Source organism: Bradyrhizobium sp. SZCCHNRI1029 (assembly GCF_032487555.1).
Lineage (GTDB): Bacteria > Pseudomonadota > Alphaproteobacteria > Rhizobiales > Xanthobacteraceae > Bradyrhizobium.
In genome coordinates this window covers 647,344-665,111 of record NZ_JAUEUK010000001.1, presented here as the reverse complement: position 1 = coordinate 665,111, position 17,768 = coordinate 647,344, and the positions used below count along the sequence as shown (strand labels likewise).

The following is a 17,768-nucleotide window of genomic DNA, read 5'->3' as shown; positions in this document are numbered from 1 at the left end:
GCGGCGAAGCAACCCAGGCTGCCTCCGCGGAAGGACTCTGGATTGCTTCACTTCGCTCGCAATGACGGAGTGTGAAGAGGCGCCACGGCCAACAAACAAGACCAGGAAACGCGGAGAACGGATGCAGTTCGCTCTCGACGAGGATCAGATCGCGGTGCGCGACATGGCGCGCGCCTTCGCGGCGGAGAAGATCGCGCCGCATGCGCTGCGCTGGGACGAGGAGAAGCATTTTCCCGTCGATGTGATGCGAGAGGCCGCAAGCCTCGGCATGGGCGGCATCTACATCCGCGACGATGTCGGCGGCTCGGGTCTCAGCCGGCTCGATGCGGCGCTGATCTTCGAGGCGCTGGCGACGGGCTGCCCCACGGTGTCGGCCTTCATCTCGATCCACAACATGGCCTCGTGGATGATCGACACCTTCGGTACCGAGGCCCAGCGCCAGGCTTACCTGCCGAAGCTCTGCGCCATGGACCTGATCGCGAGCTATTGCCTCACCGAGCCGGGCGCGGGCTCCGATGCGGCGGCGCTGCGCACGCGCGCGGTGCGCGACGGTGACGACTACGTGCTCAACGGCCAGAAGCAGTTCATCTCCGGCGCGGGCGCCACGGATATCCTCGTTGCGATGGTGCGCACGGGAGCCGACGGTCCCGGCGGCATCTCGACCCTGGTGATCGATGCCAATACCCCCGGCGTGTCGTTCGGCGCCAATGAGCGCAAGATGGGCTGGAACGCGCAGCCGACCCGGGCCGTGATCTTCGAGAATGCGCGCGTGCCGGTGGCCAACCGGCTCGGCGAGGAGGGCATCGGCTTCAAGATCGCCATGGCCGGGCTCGACGGCGGCCGCCTCAACATTGCCGCGTGCTCGCTCGGCGGCGCGCAGGCGGCGCTCGACAAGACGCTGGCCTATACGAAAGAGCGCAAGGCGTTCGGCAAGCGGCTCGACGAATTCCAGGCGCTGCAGTTTCGCATCGCCGACATGGCGATCGAGCTGGAGGCGGCGCGCACCTTCGTCTGGCGCGCGGCGGCTGCGCTCGACCGCAAGGATGCTGACGCGACCATGTTGTGCGCTATGGCCAAGCGCTTCGGGACCGATGTCGGCTTCGAGGTCGCCAATCAGGCGCTGCAGCTGCATGGCGGCTACGGCTATTTGAGCGAATACGGCATCGAGAAGATCGTGCGTGACCTGCGCGTGCACCAGATCCTCGAAGGCACCAACGAGATCATGCGCCTCATCGTGTCGCGCAAGCTGATCGAGGCGGCGCGATGAGCGAGGCTATCGAGGGCGACCTGATCGTCCGCCGCGAAGGCTTGGCCGGCATCATCCGGCTGAACCGGCCGAAGGCGATCAACGCGATGACGCTGGAGATGTCGATGGGCATCGACGCCGCGCTGGATCGGTTCGAGGGCGATCCGGCCGTCGCAATTGTCGTGCTCGAAGGCGCGGGCGAGCGTGGACTTTGCGCGGGTGGCGACATCCGCGGGCTCTATGAGAGCTCGAAGACGAATGGCGATCTCGGCAAGGTGTTCTGGCGCCAGGAATACATCATGAACGCGCGCATCGCGGCGTTTCCAAAACCCTATGTCGCCTACATGGACGGGCTGGTGATGGGCGGCGGCGTCGGGCTGTCGGCGCATGGCCGCCACCGCATCGTGACCGAGAAGACCAAGCTCGCAATGCCCGAAGTCGGTCTCGGCTTCTTTCCCGACGTCGGCGGCACCTGGCTCTTGTCGCGCGCGCCCGGCGAACTCGGCGCTTATTTCGGCCTGACCGGGCAGACCATGAACGGGCCCGACGCGATCCATGCGCGCTTTGCCGATGCTGTGGTGCCGACCGAGAAATGGCCGGCGCTGCGCGATGTCCTGACCAAAGTCAGGCCGGGGACGCTGTCGATCGAGATCGACCGGCTGATCGCAGGCTTCGCGACGTCGGAGACGTCCGGCCCGGTGGCGGCGCAGCAGGCCAAGATCGACGCCTGGTTTGCCCATGACAGCATGCACGACATCTTTGCCGCGCTGAAAGCGGACGGCTCGGAGCTCGCGTTGGCGACGCTGAAGACGCTGCAGGAGAAGTCGCCGCGCGGCATGGTCGTGACGCTCGAGCTGCTGCGACTGGCACGCGGTGCGGCGTCCCTGGAGGAATGCCTGGTGCGCGAGTATCGTGCGGCGCTCGAAGTGTTCCGCAGCGATGATTTCCGCGAGGGCGTGCGTGCGGCGATCATCGACAAGGACCGCAATCCCAGATGGACGCCGCCTGATGTCGATCAGGTGACACCGGACATGCTGGCGCCATATCTTGCCGAGATTGGCGCCGACGAGCTGACCTTTCCGCAGAGCAGATAACAATCAGGTCGAGGGGAGAGAACGAACCATGGCAACGATCGCATTCATCGGCCTCGGCAACATGGGTGGACCAATGGCCGCCAACCTGGTCAAGGCCGGCCACAAGGTGGTCGCGTTCGATCTGGTCGAGGCCTCGCGCGCCCAGGCCAAGGCCGATGGCGCCGAAATCGCCGACAGCGCCATCGCCGCGGCCAAAAGCGCCGATGCCGTCGTCACCATGCTGCCGGCCGGCAGGCATGTGCAGGCAGTCTGGAACGAGGTCGTGCCGGCGATGTTGAAGGGCGCGCTGATCATCGATTCCTCGACCATCGACGTCGAGAGCGCGCGCGCCGCGCATGCGCTGGCCGCGAAGCACGGCATCGCCGCCGTGGACGCGCCGGTGTCCGGTGGCACCGGCGGCGCCAAGGCCGCAACGCTCACCTTCATGTGCGGCGGCGAGGAGAGCGCGTTCGCTGCGGCCAAGCCGATCCTTGAGAAGATGGGCAAGAAGATCGTCCATTGCGGCGGCGCCGGCGCGGGGCAGGCGGCCAAGATCTGCAACAACATGATCCTCGGCATTTCGATGATCGCGGTCAGCGAGGCGTTTGCGCTGGGTGAAAAGCTCGGCCTGTCGCATCAGGCGCTGTTCGACGTCGCCTCGACCTCGTCGGGGCAGTGCTGGTCACTGACATCCTATTGCCCGGTGCCAGGCCCGGTGCCGGCCTCGCCGGCCAACAACGACTACAAGCCCGGCTTTGCGACCGCGCTGATGCTGAAGGACCTCACGCTGTCGCAGGACGCCGCCAAGGCCGCCGGCGCGGCGACCCCGCTTGGCCAGCACGCGCAGGAGATCTACAAGGCGTTCGAGGCCGGCGGCCATGGCGGCGTCGATTTTTCCGGGATCATTCAGCACGTTCGCAAGCTCGCCGGGACCACCTGATGACGACATTCAAGGACGCACGCGCGTTTCTGCTGGCGCATCGTACCGACTACGATGCGGCCGTGAAGGGTTTCCGCTGGCCCGATGCCGTCCCGTTCAACTGGGCGCTCGACTGGTTCGATGCCGAACTCGCGTCCGATCCGGAGAGCCGCGACCGCACCGCGCTTTGGATCTTCGACGCCGCGCAGGACCGCCAGACCAAGCTGTCGTTTGCGGCGTTGTCGCGCCGCTCCAACCAGGTCGCGAATTTCCTGCGCGCGCAGGGCTTGAAGCGCGGCGACCATCTGCTGCTGCTGCTCGGCAACGTCGTGCCGCTGTGGGAGACGATGTTGGCGGCGATGAAGCTCGGCGTCGTCGTGATCCCCGCGACGACGCTGCTGACCACCGACGAGTTGCGCGATCGTCTGGAGCGCGGCCGCGCAAAGGCCGTGGTCGCGGCGCAGGATCAGGTTGCGAAGTTCGCCGATCTGGGCGTCGATGATCTCGTCCGCATCGTCGTCGGCGCGCCGGCGGCACCTGCCGGCTGGCTGCCGTTCGAGCAGGCGGCCGACGCGGCCGAGGCGTTCACGCCGGATGGGCCGACGCAGCCGGATGATCCGATGCTGCTGTATTTCACCTCCGGCACCACGGCCAAGCCGAAGCTGGTGCGGCACAGCCATCGCAGTTATCCGGTCGGCCATCTCTCGACCATGTACTGGCTCGGCCTGCAGCCGGGCGACGTGCACCTCAACATCTCCTCGCCGGGCTGGGCCAAGCATGCCTGGAGCTGCTTCTTCTCGCCCTGGAATGCCGGCGCCACGGTATTCGTGGTCAATCAGCCGCGCTTCGACGCCAAGGGGCTGCTCGCGATCATCAAGCGCTGCGGCGTCACGACGCTGTGCGCGCCGCCCACGGTGTGGCGGCTGTTCATCCAGGAGCATCTCGCCGACTTCCAGGTCTCGCTGCGCGAGGCCTGCGGCGCCGGCGAGCCCCTCAATCCGGAGGTGATCGATCAGGTGCGGGCCGCCTGGGGGCTGACGATTCGCGACGGCTATGGCCAGACCGAAACCGCGGCGATCGTTGGCAACTCGCCGGGCCAGAAACTGAAGATCGGCTCGATGGGGCGGCCGCTGCCAGGCTATCGCGTCGAGGTCGCCGACATCGACGGCAATCTCGCCGGCGAAGGCGAGATCACGCTGGCGCTCACCGGCGAGCGTCCGGCCGGTCTGATGCAGGGCTATCAGGGCGACGACGGTAAGCTGTCCGGCGCCGATGGCATGCGCTACCGCACCGGCGACGTCGTGTTCCAGGACGATGACGGCTATCTCACCTTCGTCGGCCGCTCCGACGACGTATTCAAATCGTCCGACTACCGCATCTCGCCGTTCGAACTGGAAAGCGTGCTGCTGGAGCATGAGGCCGTCGCCGAGGCTGCCGTTGTGCCGTCTCCGGATCCCATCCGTCTTGCGATACCGAAAGCCTATGTGTTGTTGACGGCGGGCGCGGAGCGCTCGCGCGCCACGGCGCTGTCGATCTTCACCCATTTGCAGGCGCGCCTGGCGCCATTCAAGCGCATCCGCCGGCTGGAGCTCGTGAGCGAGCTGCCGAAGACGATCTCCGGAAAAATCCGCAGGGTGCAGCTGCGCCGGCTTGAGCACGAGGACAACCGCACGGACCATCTGCGCGGCACGGAATTCAAGGAAGAGGATTTCCCGGAGTTGAAAACGAGGCCATCCGGGCACGAGGTGTAGGAACGCATGAACAAGATCTGGAAGAAGCCGCCGATTTCGCTTGCAGCCTATCAGGCCATGGTCGGCCGGGAGATCGGCGTGTCGTCATGGCACGTGCTCGATCAGAAGCGCATCGACACCTATGCCGACGTGATCGAGGATCATCAGTTCATCCATGTCGATCCGGAGAAGGCCAAGGCGACGCCGTTCGGCACCACGATCGCGCACGGCTTCCTGACCATGTCGCTGCTGTCGGTCATGTCCTATGAGGTCATGCCGGCGATCGAGGGCACCGCGATGGGCGTCAATTACGGCTTCGACAAGCTGCGCTTCATCTCGCCGGTGAGATCGGGAAAACGCGTGCGCGGCCGCTTCGTCCTTGCCGAAGCCACTCTGCGCAAGCCGAAGGAGCTGCAGTCGCGCACCAACGTCACGGTCGAGATCGAGGGTGAGGACAAGCCCGCGCTGGTCGCCGACTGGATCGGACTCATCTATCTGAGCTAACTCACCTCGTCACAACCCACCCTTCGTCATCGCCGGGCTTGACCCGGCGATCCATCAAGTCCGAGAGTCTTTCGAAGTGGATGGATGCCCGGGTCGAGCCCGGGCATGACGAGCGACAAATAGGAACGACACATGGCAATCAGATTCGACGGACGCGTCGCCATCGTCACCGGCGCAGGCAATGGTTTGGGGCGCGCGCATGCGCTGGGGCTGGCGAGCCGCGGCGCCAAGGTCGTGGTCAATGATTTCGGCGGCGCGCGCGACGGCACCGGCGGCTCGATGACCGCGGCGGAGACGGTGGTCGAGGAGATCCGCAAAGCCGGCGGCACCGCGATCGCCGACGGTGCCGACGTCTCGAATTTCGAGCAGGTCACCGCGATGGTCGAGCGCGCCACCAAGGAGTGGGGCAGCGTCGACATCATGTGCGCCAATGCCGGCATCCTCAGAGACAAGTCGTTCGCCAAGATGGAGGTGGCGGATTTCGCCAAGGTGCTCGACGTGCATCTGGTCGGCAGCTTCTACTGCTGCAAGGCGGTGTGGAACGGCATGCGCGAGCGCAACTACGGCCGCATCGTGCTGACGACGTCGTCGTCCGGCCTGTTCGGTAATTTCGGCCAGGCCAACTACGGCGCGGCCAAGACCGGCATGGTTGGCCTGATGAACGTACTGGCGGAGGAGGGCCGCAAGACCAACATCCGCGTCAACATCATCTCGCCGACGGCTGCGACCCGCATGACCGAGGAGCTGCTGCCGCCGCAGGCGCTGCAGCTGATGAAGCCGGAATCGATCACGCCAGCGGTGGAGTATCTGCTGAGTGAAGACGCGCCGACCCGCACCATCATGGGCGCCGGCGCCGGCTCCTTCGCGGTGATCAAGATCCTGGAGAGCGAGGGCATCAACCTGCCGCCGGAGGAGTGGACGCCGGACGCGATCGCCGCGCATTTTGCCGAGATCAGCGACATGTCGAAGGCGCGGGCGCTGCAGGGTGCGTTCGAGCAGACCCAGAAATACGTCGGTCAGGCCGCAGCGCGGCTGGGGATCAAGCTGTAAGGCACCATACTCATCGCACCCTCCGCCGTCATGGCCGGGTCAAGCCCGGGCATGACGACCTGTTGTGTGGTGACGCCATGGCCCTAAACTCCAGTCATGACCTTATCCAAGCAAGTTGCCGTCATCGGAGCCGGGCCGGCCGGGCTGATGGCGGCCGAGGTGTTGGCTGAGGGCGGTGCCGCCGTCACCGTCTACGATGCGATGCCGTCGGTCGCGCGCAAGTTTCTGATGGCAGGGCGCGGCGGCCTCAATCTCACGCATAGCGAAGAGCTGCCTGCCTTCCTGTCGCGCTATCGCGATGCGGCGGCCTGGCTTGAGCCGGCCATCCGCGCGTTCCCGCCGCAGCGGCTACGCGACTGGTGCGAGGCGCTGGGCGAGCCGACCTTCGTCGGCTCGTCGGGCCGGGTGTTTCCGACTGCGATGAAGGCGTCGCCGCTGCTGCGGGCGTGGCTGCGCCGGCTCGTGACGCAAGGCGTGCGCTTCGAGCTGAGGCATCGCTGGACCGGCTGGGACGGCAAGGGGAAGCTGACGTTCGAGACACCGGCAGGACCGCGCGTCGTCGCCGCTGACGCGACAATGCTCGCACTCGGCGGCGCCAGCTGGCCGCGGCTCGGGTCCGACGGCGGCTGGGTGCCGATCCTGGCGGCGAAAGGCGTCGCGATCGCGCCGCTGCGGCCGGCCAATTGCGGCTTCACCGTCGCCTGGTCGGACATCTTCCGCGATCGCTTCGAGGGCCACCCGCTCAAGGGCATCGCGCTGTCGTTTGCTGATCGCAGCGTCCGCGGCGAGGCTATCGTCACGCGCGACGGCATTGAAGGCGGCGCGGTCTATGCGCTGTCCGCCGAGTTGCGCGAGGCAATCGCTCTGGAAGGCGCGGCCATTCTTGACGTCGCGCTGCGACCCGATCTTGCGACCGCCGATTTGGTCAAGCGGCTGTCAGCGCCCCGCGGCAAGCAGTCGTTCTCGAATGTCCTGCGCAAGGCGCTGCAACTGTCCCCCGTCGCGATCGGCCTGCTGCAGGAGGCGGCAAAAGCGCAAGGCCTGTCGCTGTCATCGCTGTTGCCGGACCGTCTCGCTGCACTGATCAACGCCGTGCAGATCAAGCTGAGGGGCACCGCCGGACTGGCGCGCGCGATCTCCAGCGCCGGCGGCATCGCGCGTGACGAACTCGACGCCGACTTCATGCTCAAACGCCTGCCCGGCGTGTTCGCCGCCGGCGAGATGCTCGACTGGGAAGCCCCGACCGGCGGCTACCTGCTGCAGGCGTCGTTTGCGACCGGGGTCGCCGCGGGGAAGGGCGTGTTGAAGTGGCGTGCGGGGGGAATGGCAGGCAATGTCTGACCAGCTTCCCGAGCCCTGGTCTTGGATGACGGACGATCAGCTCCGCGCCGCGTTCGAAGAAGAACTTGCGCGCGAAGTAGGTCCCAATCATGCACTGGCTAATCGGTCCCTCAGGATCGTCGCCCGACGCGAGGACTGCGACGACGTTCTTGTAGCGTTCGGGGGAGGCTGCGTGGCTCAAGTCCATTTGACGTGGACACGGCGCCGCGAGCTTGATCCTCGCTGGCCCGAGGCCGTCATCTACGATTCCATGGAAGATTGGCGGAACAGTTGCAGTGAATAGCCGAGCGGGCGGCCACAAACACCGTCGTCATTCCGGGGCGCCCGGAGGGCGAGCCCGGAATCCATAACCACGATCGGGCGTATGGATTCCGGGCTCAGCCGCTAGCGCGGCTGCCCCGGAATGACGCTGCGAGAGAGTTTCGCCCTACCGCAGCTTGCCGCGGGCGGCGACCGGCAGCATGCCCAGGATCTCCTCGCCGCGGACCATGACGACCTCGTCCATCATGTTGACGACGACGCAGACGTGGTTGGGGATGATGCGCACGACGTCGCCGACATTGGGGCGGGTATTGCTGCGCGACAGATCGAGGAAGCCGTGCTCCTCGGCGAAGCGCGCGATCTTCGCTTCCGGGTGCTCCAGGATCAGTCCGTGGCCGTCGAGGCCGCCGGTATCCGTCGTCAGCGTCTTAGAGCCGGCGTCGAGGATACCGCGCTCCGGTGCAGCGCGGCTGACGACGGTCGAATAGATGTGCAGCGCGCAGTCGTCCCAGGTCGCGACACCGGCGGCGACCTGCATGCGGTCGTTGTAGATGTAGGTGCCGGGCCGGTGCTCGGTGGCGCCCTTGAGCTTGCCGAGATTCTTCAGGTTGGGCGAGCCGCCGGTCGAGACGATGGCCGCGTCCAGCCCGTCGGCGCGGACGCCGGCCAGCGCCTCGTCATAGAACCGCTGCGCCTCGTCCCAGCCGGTCTCGGTCGGATACAGCATGAAGCCGGCGAAGCGCAGGCCGTCTGACGCTGCGATCTGGCGCGCGAGCTGGATCGCTTCCGTCGGCGTCTCGACGCCGGCGCGCTTGCGCCCAGTGTCGCATTCGACCACGACCGAGAGCGTGCGGCCGGATTGTTTTGCCGCCTGCGGCAGGCCGGCGATCACGGTCGCGTTGTCGGCGGCGACCGTCATGTCGGCCTTGGCTTGCAGCGCGGCGAGGCGTGCCATCTTCTCCTCGCCGATCAGGTTGTAGCTGATCAGGATATTGTCGATGCCGGCACCCGCCATGATCTCAGCCTCGCCGATCTTCTGGCAGGTGATGCCTTGCGCGCCCGCCTCGATCTGCAGCTTCGCGAGCACCGGGCTCTTGTGCGTCTTGATGTGCGGCCGGTTGGCGACGCCCGCGGCCTCGCACTGGGCCTGAATGCGCGCGATGTTGCGCTCGACCCTGTCCATGTCGATGACGGCACAGGGCGTGCCGTACTCCCGGGCGATCCTGGCGGCGAGCGGGGTGGTCATGTCATTTACTCCATGTTGCCGTCATTGCGAGGAGCTAAGCGACGAAGCAGTCCAGAGTCCGGCTGCAGCCCCGGATTGTTTCACGTCGCTCGCAATGACGAAGTGATTTCGATGAACGTTACGCGCCCTCGATCTCCTCGCGCAGCACTTCGAGCTCGAGCCAGCGGTCCTCGGCGGCGGTGAGCTCGGCTTGCGCAGTGGCGATCGCGAGGGAGGCGGCGTCGAATTTCTTGCGGTCTTTCGCATACAGCGCGGGGTCGGCGAGCACGGCCTGCTGCTTGGCGATCTCGGCTTGCAGCTTGGCGATCGTCTTCGGCAAGGTCTCCAGCGCGTGCTTCTCGTTGAAGGAGAGCTTGCGCTTCGGCGCGCTCGCAGGCGCCGTGGCCGCGTGCTTGGTTTCCTTCTTCTCCTCAGCCGCCTTGGCATGCTGGCGCTTCAGGTCGGCGCCGCGTTGCGCCAGCATGTCGCTGTAGCCGCCGGCGTATTCCTGCCATTTGCCGTTGCCCTCGGGGACGATCACCGAGGTGACCACGCGATCGAGGAAGTCGCGGTCGTGGCTGATCAGGATCACCGTGCCCTCGTAGTCGCCGAGCATGTCCTCGAGCACATCGAGTGTCTCCAGGTCGAGATCGTTGGTCGGCTCGTCCAGCACCAGCAGGTTCGATGGCTTGGCCAGCGCGCGCGCCAGCATCAGCCGGCCGCGCTCGCCGCCGGAGAGCACTTCGAGCGGCGTGCGCATCTGCTCGCGCGAGAACAGGAAGTCCTCCATGTAGCCGACGACGTGCTTCGGCTTGCCGGCCACCATGACGTGATCGCCGCGGCCGCCGGTCAGCGCTTCGGCGAGCGTCGTCCGGGGATCGAGGCTCTCGCGGTGCTGGTCGAGCGTCGCCGTCTCCAGATTGACGCCGAGCCGGATGCTGCCGCTGTCCGGCTCGCTGCCGCCGGTGAGCAGGTTGACCAGCGTGGTCTTGCCGGCGCCGTTCGGGCCGACGATGCCGATGCGGTCGCCGCGCTGGATGCGGATGGAGAAGTTGTCGACGATCTTGCGATCACCAAAGCTCTTCGACGCGCCCTTCGCTTCGATCACCAGCTTGCCGGACTTGTCGGCCTCGGCCGCGGCGAGGTTGGCGGCGCCCGCCGTGCCGCGATAGTCGCGGCGCTGCTGGCGCAGCGCATGCAGGTTGGCGAGCCGCTTGACGTTGCGCTTGCGGCGGCCGGAGACGCCGTAACGCAGCCAGTGCTCTTCGTTGACGATCTTGCGGTCGAGCTTGTGCTGCTCGCGCTCTTCTTCCGCCAGCACCTCGTCGCGCCACGCCTCGAACGCCGCAAAGCCGCGGTCGATCTGCTTGATCTGGCCGCGGTCGAGCCAGGCGGTCGCGCGCGACAGATTGGTGAGGAAACGGCGATCGTGACTGATCAGCACCAGCGCCGAGCTTCGGCCGTCGAGCTCGTTCTCCAGCCATTCGATGGTCGTCAGGTCGAGATGGTTGGTCGGCTCGTCCAGGAGCAGGATGTCGGGGTTGGGCGCGAGCACGCGCGCCAACGCCGCGCGGCGCGCCTCGCCGCCGGAAACATGCGCCGGATCTTCCTCGCCGGTGAGGCCGAGCTGCTCGACGAGATAGCGCGCCTGATAGTGATCGTCGCCGGGACCGAGCCCGGCCTCGACATAGGACAGCGTGGTGGCATGGCCGGAGAAGTCCGGCTCCTGCGGCAGGTAGCGCACGGTGGCGCCCGGCTGCACGAAGCGCGTGCCGCTGTCGCACTCGACGAGGCCGGCGGCGATCTTGAGCAGCGTCGATTTGCCGGAGCCGTTGCGGCCGATCAGGCAGACGCGTTCGCCCGGCGAGACCGACAGCTCGACGCCCTGCAGCAGGGCGGTGCCGCCGAAGGTCAGGCGGATGTCCTTGAGTTGGATGAGAGGCGGCGCCATGGGTCTAGCCTTGCTGCTGCATCCGCGCGGCGCGCTGGCGCTGCATGCGGCGGATGGTCTGATCGAGGGTGGAGAGGAAGGTGGAGCGGTCGCGCGGCGTGAACGAGCGCGGCCCGCCGGTGACCTCGCCGGACGAGCGCAGATCGGTCATGAGGTTGCGCACGGCGAGCGTCATGCCGATCGACTCCTCGGTGAACGCCTTGCCGTTCGGCGCGATCACCGCGCTGCCGGCCTTGACGCAGCGGCTCGCCAGCGGAATGTCCGCTGTGATGACGACGTCGTCGGCGCCGGCGCGCTCTGCGATCCAGTCGTCCGCGGCATCCATGCCGCTGCCCGCCGCCACGCGCGTGATCAGGGGATCCTCGGGCACGCGGATGAAGCCGCCCGCGACCACGATCACTGGCAGGCCGTGGCGGATCGCGACGCGATAGATCTCGTCCTTCACCGGACAGGCGTCGGCGTCGACATAGATCGTGACAGGGGCGAGCTCGGCGGTTTCGGTCGTCATCTGGCGTTCTGCTGGGGGTGGCCGGTTGGTACCCCATCGCCAGCCAAATTGCGAGCCAAACGCTGGCCTTGCCAGGACCTTTCCGGCCGTTACCATCGCCCGAAAAGGGTCAAAGGGAGGCAAGGATGGCAGACGGAATCGCGACCTATGCGGTCGAGGCGTTCAACACGGCCAAGCAGTCCGAGAACAAGATGCACGATGACAGCGTGGCGCGCCGGTTCGGCTTCGCGGGCGGCCTCGTGCCCGGCGTCGAAGTGCTGGCCTATATGCTGCATCAGCCGGTTGTGCGCTGGGGCCGGGCATTCCTGGAGCGCGGGCTGATCGAGGCGCGGTTCACCAAGCCGGTCTATGACGGCGAGATCGCCGAGGTCAGGGCGGAGGAGGTCGGCGACGGGCTCAGCCTGGAGGTCGTGAGTAAAGGTGAGATCTGCGCCACCGGTTCCGCGTCGCTGCCCGCGTCAGCGCCCGACATCGCTCTGGCCGAATATCGAGAGGTTCCAGCCGCGGCGGTGCGGCCGCTCGTCAGCGCGGAGTCGTTCGCTGTCGGCAGCTGGCTCGGCACGGCGGCACGCGCGTGGCCAGGGCAGGCGGCCACCGCCTATCTCTCTGAGATTCGCGAGCGCGATCCGATCTATGCAAACGAGCGGCTTGGTCACCCGGGCATGTTGCAGAGGGTGATGAACCGGCTGCTGGTCGACAATGTCGTCCTCGGCCCCTGGATTCACGTCGGCAGCCGAATGCAATTGCTGTCGGCGATTGCAGAAGCCGAGGAGATCACGGCGCGTGGCCGGGTGGTCGCGAACTACGAGAAGAAGGGCCACCGCTTCGTCGAGATCGATGCGCTGGTGGTCGCCAATGGCGACCGCCCACCCGCGCATTGCCATCACGTGGCGATCTATCAGCCGCGCGCGCAGGCGGCCGCCTAGCGGACGGACTTGGCAAGAGGCACGCGGCATCCAAAAGACAGCTGTCATGCTCCGCCTGCGCGGACGATGACGGCGAAGTTCTGGGTACGCTGCTTGCCCCACACTCCCGTCATTGCGAGCGCAGCGAAGCAATCCAGAGTGTTGCCGTGGAGGCAGTCTGGATTGCTTCGCTACGCGCTACGCTCGCAATGACGTGGAGAGGACCCGCGGCCCAATCTCGACAGTCCGTAGCCCGGATGCGCGCACGCCGGCGCCCAGCGGGTGCAGGCGGGAGCGACATCCGGGTTCACCGATACAGCCCGTGAGACCCCGCATGCGGGCTACGGGCTTTTCGTTTGGCAATGAGAGTTTTCGCCTCATCGCGAGCGAAGCGGCTACGCCGCGGTCCTCGCCTTGCCGTCCTGGATCGCGCGCCAGAGCTTTTCGGTGGTCAGCGGCATGTCGAGATGCTTCACGCCGTAGTCGGACAGTGCGTCGATCACCGCGTTGATCACGGATGCCATCGAGCCGGCGCAGCCGGCTTCGCCGCAGCCCTTGGTGCCGAGCGGGTTGGACTTCGCCGGCACCGGATGGTTGTCGACCGTCATCATCGGCACGTCGGAGGCGCGCGGCAGCGCGTAGTCCATCAGAGATCCCGTGATCGGCTGGCCGCTCTCGTCGTAGCGTAGATGCTCCATCAGCGCCTGGCCGATGCCCTGGGCGACGCCACCATGGAGCTGGCCGGCGACGATCATCGGGTTGATCACCGTGCCGAAATCGTTGATCGCGGTGTAGGCGACGATCTGCGCGACGCCGGTGTCCGGTTCGATCTCGACCTCGCAGACATGACAACCATTGGGGAACGTCGATTCCGTTACTGTCGAGTTGTGGTCGACGTCGAGCGAGGCTGGCACGCCGTCGGGCATCTTGCCCTCGCGCAGGCGGCGCGCCAGCTCCATGATGTCGATGCTGCGATCGGTGCCGGCGATGGTGAACTGGCCGCCCGCGAACTCGATGTCGGCTTCCGAGGCTTCGAGCAGATGCGCGGCGGCCTGCTTGCCCTTGGCAATGACGAGCTGTGAGGACTCGACGATGGCCTGGCCGGTCGCGGTGATCGAGCGCGAGCCGCCGGTGCCGTTGCCGAACCGCACGAGATCGGAATCGCTCTGCTCCAGCCTGATCTTCTCGAACGGCACGCCGAGTTGCGCCGACAAGACCTGCGAGAACGGAGTCGCGTGGCCTTGGCCGTAGTCCAGCGTGCCGGTCGTCAGGGTCACGCCGCCATCGGCGTCGAAGGTGATCTTGCCGAGCTCGCCCGAGGGCGGCGCGGTCACTTCGAGATAAGAGCCGACCGCGATGCCGCGCAGCTTGCCGTTCTTGCGGCTCTCGCGCTTGCGCTTGGCGAAGCCGGCGTAGTCGGAGACCTGCAGTGCCTTCTCGAACACCGCGGCGAAGTCGCCGGAGTCGTAGGTGACGCCCGACGCCGCCGGGAACGGCATCTGGCTCGGCTTGATGAAGTTGCGCTTGCGGATGGTGAGACGGTCGATGCCCATCTCGCGCGCGGCGGTGTCGATCAAGCGCTCCATGAAGTAGTTGGCCTCGGGACGGCCGGCGCCGCGATAGGCGCCCATCAGGGTGACGTTGGTCAGCACGGTCTTGATATCGACGCCGAGCAGCGGCGTCTTGTAGACGCTGGCGAGGTTCTTGCCGGTGTTGAGCGACAGCGGCAGCGGTGCGACGCCCATGATGTAGGCGCCGAGATTGCCGTAGCCGGACAGTCTCACAGCGAGGAACCGGCCGTCGGCGTCGAGCGCCAGCTCGCCATGGATGATCTGATCGCGGCCCTGGCTGTCGGACAGGAAGGCGGTGGTGCGCTCGTCGCGCCATTTCACGGGGCGGCCCAGCTGTTTGGCGGCGTGCAGGATGCAGACATATTCGGGATAGGAGACGTTCTTCATCCCGAAGGAGCCACCGACATTGGTGGTGAGGATGCGGACCTTGTCCGGCGCGACGTTCAGAATCTTCGCCAGCGTCGCCTTGTTGCCGGACACGCCCTGGGTCGGCACCTGCAAGGTGAAGCGCTCGGTCTTGCCGTCGAACGCCGCGAGCGCGACGCGCGGCTCCATCGACACCACGGCGACGCGGGTGTTGACGATGTCGAGCTTGGTGACGTGCGCGGCCTTGGCGAAGGCCTCTTCGATCTTGGCCGTGTCGCCGTAATGATAATCGAGCGCGACGTTGTTGGGGATATGGTCATAGAGCTGCGGCGCGCCGGGCTTGGCGGCTTCCTCGGCATTGGTGACCGCGGGCAGGGGCTCGATATCGAGCTCGACCGCCTCGGCCGCGTCGCGGGCCTGGGCCGCGGTCTCCGCGACTACGAACGCAACGGGGTCGCCGACGAAGCGGACCTTGTCGGTGGCGAGCGCCGGCCGGTTGGTCTGCAGCAGCGGCGAGCCGTCCCGGCCCTTCAGCGGCAGGCCGCAGGTGAACGGACCATAATTGGCTCCGGCGAGGTCGGCGCCGGTCCACACCCCGAGCACGCCGGGCATCGCCTTTGCGGCCGCGGTATCAATTCCCTTGATGATGCCGTGGGCGTGGCTGGAGCGCACGATCCAGGCATGGGCCTGGCCGGGCAGGTTGAAATCGTCGGTATATTTGCCGTGACCGCGCACCAGCGTGTCGTCCTCCTTGCGCCGGACCGGCTGCCCGACGCCGAATTTCTGCAGCGCGATCGCGTTTTCGAGGGAGGCCGGGGAGGTGTGATCTTGCATGGATGAGGACCCAAGGGGCTGAATTGGTCGCAAATGCGGGCTGTTCCCAGATAGTGCAGCGCCCGCGGCCGGACAACGGTTGATTAGGAATGGTGCATCACGCCTGATGGAGGGGCTGTTGCGCCGGCGCTATCCACTGATAATGTCTCACGAAAGAGAACTTCCATCTGGGCCGGTTCGGCCAGCGGAAAGACATTTGAATGATCAATGACACGCGGCTGCGGGAGAGTCCCGCGCCGCGCGGGAACTTGGAGCCCGGCTTGCGTCCGGGTCTGGACGTCGCGACGCCTTCCTGCGCCAGCAATGGCAGCAGCGTCTACGCGGCCCTGGACCTCGGAACCAACAATTGCCGGCTCCTGATCGCCTGTCCTTCGGGCGACAGTTTCCGCGTGGTCGACTCCTTCTCGCGCATTGTCCGGCTGGGCGAGGGCATCTCGACCACCGGCTGCATCAGCGACGCGGCGATGGATCGGGCCATCGCGGCGCTCAGCATCTGCCGGGACAAGATCCAGTCGAAGAAGGCCAGGCGCCTGCGGCTGATCGCGACCGAGGCCTGCCGCGCTGCGGCCAATGCCGAGGGGTTCCGCAGCCGGGTTGCGGCCGAGACCGGCATCGAGCTCGAGGTGATCGACCGCGAGACCGAGGCGGCACTGGCCGTCAAGGGCTGCGCGCCGCTGCTCGATCCCGGCGGGCGAGGGGCGATCCTGTTCGACATCGGCGGCGGCTCCAGCGAGTTGGTCCGGATCGAGCGCGATGCGGGCGACCGCAACGCCGAGCCGCGGATCAAGGCCTGGATGTCGATCCCGCTCGGGGTCGTGACGCTGGCCGAACGGTTCGGCGGCCGTGACGTGACGCCGGAGATCTATGCCGCCATGGTCGAGGCCGTGGCCGAGCATGTTGGCCCGTTCGCGGCCGAGAACGGCGGCGATCTCGCCGGCATGCATCTGCTTGGAACCTCCGGCACCGTGACGACGCTGGCGGGCATCCATCTCAACCTCGCGCGCTACGATCGGCGCCGGGTCGATGGCATCTGGATCAACGACGCCGACATCACGACGACGATCGGCAGGCTGCTGGCGATGAGCTACCAGGAGCGCGCCGAGAACAATTGCATCAGCATCGACCGCGCCGATCTCGTTCTGGCGGGCTGCGCCATTCTCGACGCCATCCGCCGGTCCTTTCCGCTGCCGCGGCTGCGCGTCGCCGATCGCGGCCTGCGCGAGGGCATGCTGGTCGAGATGATGCGCGAAGACGGCGCGCTGCGCACGGCGTAGCGACTTCACCCTCCCCTGGAGGGGGAGGGTCGTCTCACATGGAGCGCAATGTGAGACGGGGTGGGGTGAGTTCCACGAGCGGTCTTCGTGCGGCTCACCCCACCCCGATCGCTCGCTTCGCTCCCGATCGACCCTCCCCCTCCAGGGGAGGGTGACCTTTGTAGTTCCGCCAGACCTCGAGCGTGGATGGATTTTCGCCTCCCGCGTCTGGTCACGACGACCGAGAAACACATGGCAAAAGACACCACGGGCCGCATGCATGTGCAGGTCAAGACCGGAGGCAAGCGCAAGCTGTCCTCGAAACTCTGGCTGGAGCGCCAGCTCAACGATCCCTATGTCGCGCAAGCCAAGCGCGACGGCTATCGCTCGCGCGCGGCCTACAAGCTGCTCGAGATCGACGACAAGCATCATCTGCTCAAGCCCGGCATGACGGTGCTCGATCTCGGCGCTGCGCCCGGCGGCTGGAGCCAGATCGCGGCGCGCCGGGTCGGGGCCGAAGCCGGGAAGGGCAGGGTGATCGCGATCGATCTGCTGGAGATGGGCGAGATCCCCGGCGTCACCTTCACCCAGCTCGACTTTCATGCCCAGGATGCGCCCGAAAAGCTCCGCGCGATGCTCGGCGGGCGTGCCGATGTGGTGATGTCGGACATGGCGGCCAACACCACCGGCCACCGCAAGACCGACCAGTTGCGCATTGTCGGTCTCGTCGAACTCGCCGCGCATTTCGCCAGCGAGGTGCTCAAGCCGGGCGGCAGCTTTCTCGCCAAGACGTTCCAGAGCGGCGCCGATGCCGACTTGATGGCGCAGCTCAAGCGCGATTACGCCAGCGTCCGTCACGTCAAGCCGGCGGCGAGCCGGCAGGATTCGTCGGAGCGCTACGTGCTGGCGATGGGGTTCCGCGGCGGAGAGCAGGCCGACCTGTTGTAATGGCGTCATTGCGGCCTTGACGCCCTGGCGATACAGAGCAGGGGCAATCACCGTCTCGGGAATCGGCCTGGGCCGGCGAGACG

13 protein-coding genes and 1 pseudogene are annotated in these 17,768 nt (G+C 66.7%); 10 read left to right on the top strand and 4 right to left on the bottom strand.

The genetic code is table 11. From position 1 onward, the window contains the following. Window positions 1-121 precede the first annotated feature (121 nt). From QW861_RS03115 to QW861_RS03085, 7 genes and pseudogenes are all read left to right on the top strand, one after another. Window positions 122-1,267: an isobutyryl-CoA dehydrogenase gene (locus QW861_RS03115; protein WP_316192702.1), complete on the top strand. Its 1,146-nt coding sequence runs from the start codon at window positions 122-124 to the stop codon at window positions 1,265-1,267. After that, window positions 1,264-2,340 carry an enoyl-CoA hydratase/isomerase family protein gene (locus QW861_RS03110; protein ID WP_316192701.1) on the top strand — a complete coding sequence of 359 codons (1,077 nt, stop codon included), beginning with the start codon at window positions 1,264-1,266 and terminating at the stop codon, window positions 2,338-2,340. Before QW861_RS03115 ends, QW861_RS03110 begins: the two co-directional genes overlap by 4 nt. A gap of 10 nt (window positions 2,341-2,350) precedes the next feature. Further along, a pseudogene (gene mmsB, locus QW861_RS03105) lies at window positions 2,351-3,259 on the top strand (3-hydroxyisobutyrate dehydrogenase); the annotation flags it as partial. Further along, a complete protein-coding gene (locus QW861_RS03100; RefSeq protein ID WP_316192700.1) occupies window positions 3,259-4,989 on the top strand; it encodes an AMP-binding protein in 1,731 nt (576 codons plus the stop codon). The pseudogene mmsB and the gene QW861_RS03100, both read left to right, overlap by 1 nt. 6 nt (window positions 4,990-4,995) lie before the next feature. Then, complete coding sequence (locus QW861_RS03095) at window positions 4,996-5,472, top strand: MaoC family dehydratase (RefSeq protein ID WP_316192699.1); 477 nt, start codon at window positions 4,996-4,998, stop codon at window positions 5,470-5,472. 132 nt (window positions 5,473-5,604) lie between these two features. Continuing rightward, window positions 5,605-6,522, top strand: a complete 918-nt coding sequence (locus tag QW861_RS03090; protein ID WP_316192698.1) for an SDR family NAD(P)-dependent oxidoreductase — start codon at window positions 5,605-5,607, stop codon at window positions 6,520-6,522. Between the two features lie 96 nt (window positions 6,523-6,618). Further along, complete coding sequence (locus tag QW861_RS03085; protein ID WP_316192697.1) at window positions 6,619-7,863, top strand: TIGR03862 family flavoprotein; 1,245 nt, start codon at window positions 6,619-6,621, stop codon at window positions 7,861-7,863. Between the two features lie 427 nt (window positions 7,864-8,290). Here the strand turns inward: QW861_RS03085 and QW861_RS03080 are convergent, their stop codons facing one another. The 3 genes from QW861_RS03080 to QW861_RS03070 form a co-directional block, all read right to left on the bottom strand. Continuing rightward, window positions 8,291-9,370 (bottom strand): D-TA family PLP-dependent enzyme, encoded by a 1,080-nt coding sequence (locus QW861_RS03080; protein ID WP_316192696.1) that lies wholly within the window; start codon window positions 9,368-9,370, stop codon window positions 8,291-8,293. Between the two features lie 118 nt (window positions 9,371-9,488). Further along, the gene (locus QW861_RS03075) at window positions 9,489-11,300 is read right to left on the bottom strand and encodes an ABC-F family ATP-binding cassette domain-containing protein (RefSeq protein ID WP_315714430.1); all 1,812 of its coding nucleotides are present in this window, start codon (window positions 11,298-11,300) and stop codon (window positions 9,489-9,491) included. A 4-nt stretch (window positions 11,301-11,304) separates the two neighbouring features. Beyond that, entirely contained in the window at window positions 11,305-11,808 is a 504-nt protein-coding gene (locus QW861_RS03070; protein WP_315714429.1) for a YaiI/YqxD family protein, read from the bottom strand. A 125-nt stretch (window positions 11,809-11,933) separates the two neighbouring features. Here QW861_RS03070 and QW861_RS03065 point away from each other — a divergent pair, with 125 nt between their 5' ends. Next, window positions 11,934-12,734: a hypothetical protein gene (locus QW861_RS03065; protein ID WP_316192695.1), complete on the top strand. Its 801-nt coding sequence runs from the start codon at window positions 11,934-11,936 to the stop codon at window positions 12,732-12,734. A 374-nt stretch (window positions 12,735-13,108) separates the two neighbouring features. On the opposite strand, the gene QW861_RS03060 is transcribed toward QW861_RS03065, so the two are convergent. Then, complete coding sequence (locus QW861_RS03060; RefSeq protein ID WP_315749777.1) at window positions 13,109-15,484, bottom strand: xanthine dehydrogenase family protein molybdopterin-binding subunit; 2,376 nt, start codon at window positions 15,482-15,484, stop codon at window positions 13,109-13,111. A 200-nt stretch (window positions 15,485-15,684) separates the two neighbouring features. On the opposite strand from QW861_RS03060, the gene QW861_RS03055 reads away from it, so the two are divergent. Beyond that, window positions 15,685-16,758, top strand: coding sequence for a Ppx/GppA phosphatase family protein (locus tag QW861_RS03055; RefSeq protein ID WP_315714425.1), 1,074 nt, complete (start codon window positions 15,685-15,687; stop codon window positions 16,756-16,758). A 231-nt stretch (window positions 16,759-16,989) separates the two neighbouring features. Beyond that, a complete protein-coding gene (locus tag QW861_RS03050; protein ID WP_315714424.1) occupies window positions 16,990-17,685 on the top strand; it encodes an RlmE family RNA methyltransferase in 696 nt (231 codons plus the stop codon). The last annotated feature ends 83 nt before the right edge of the window (window positions 17,686-17,768 follow it).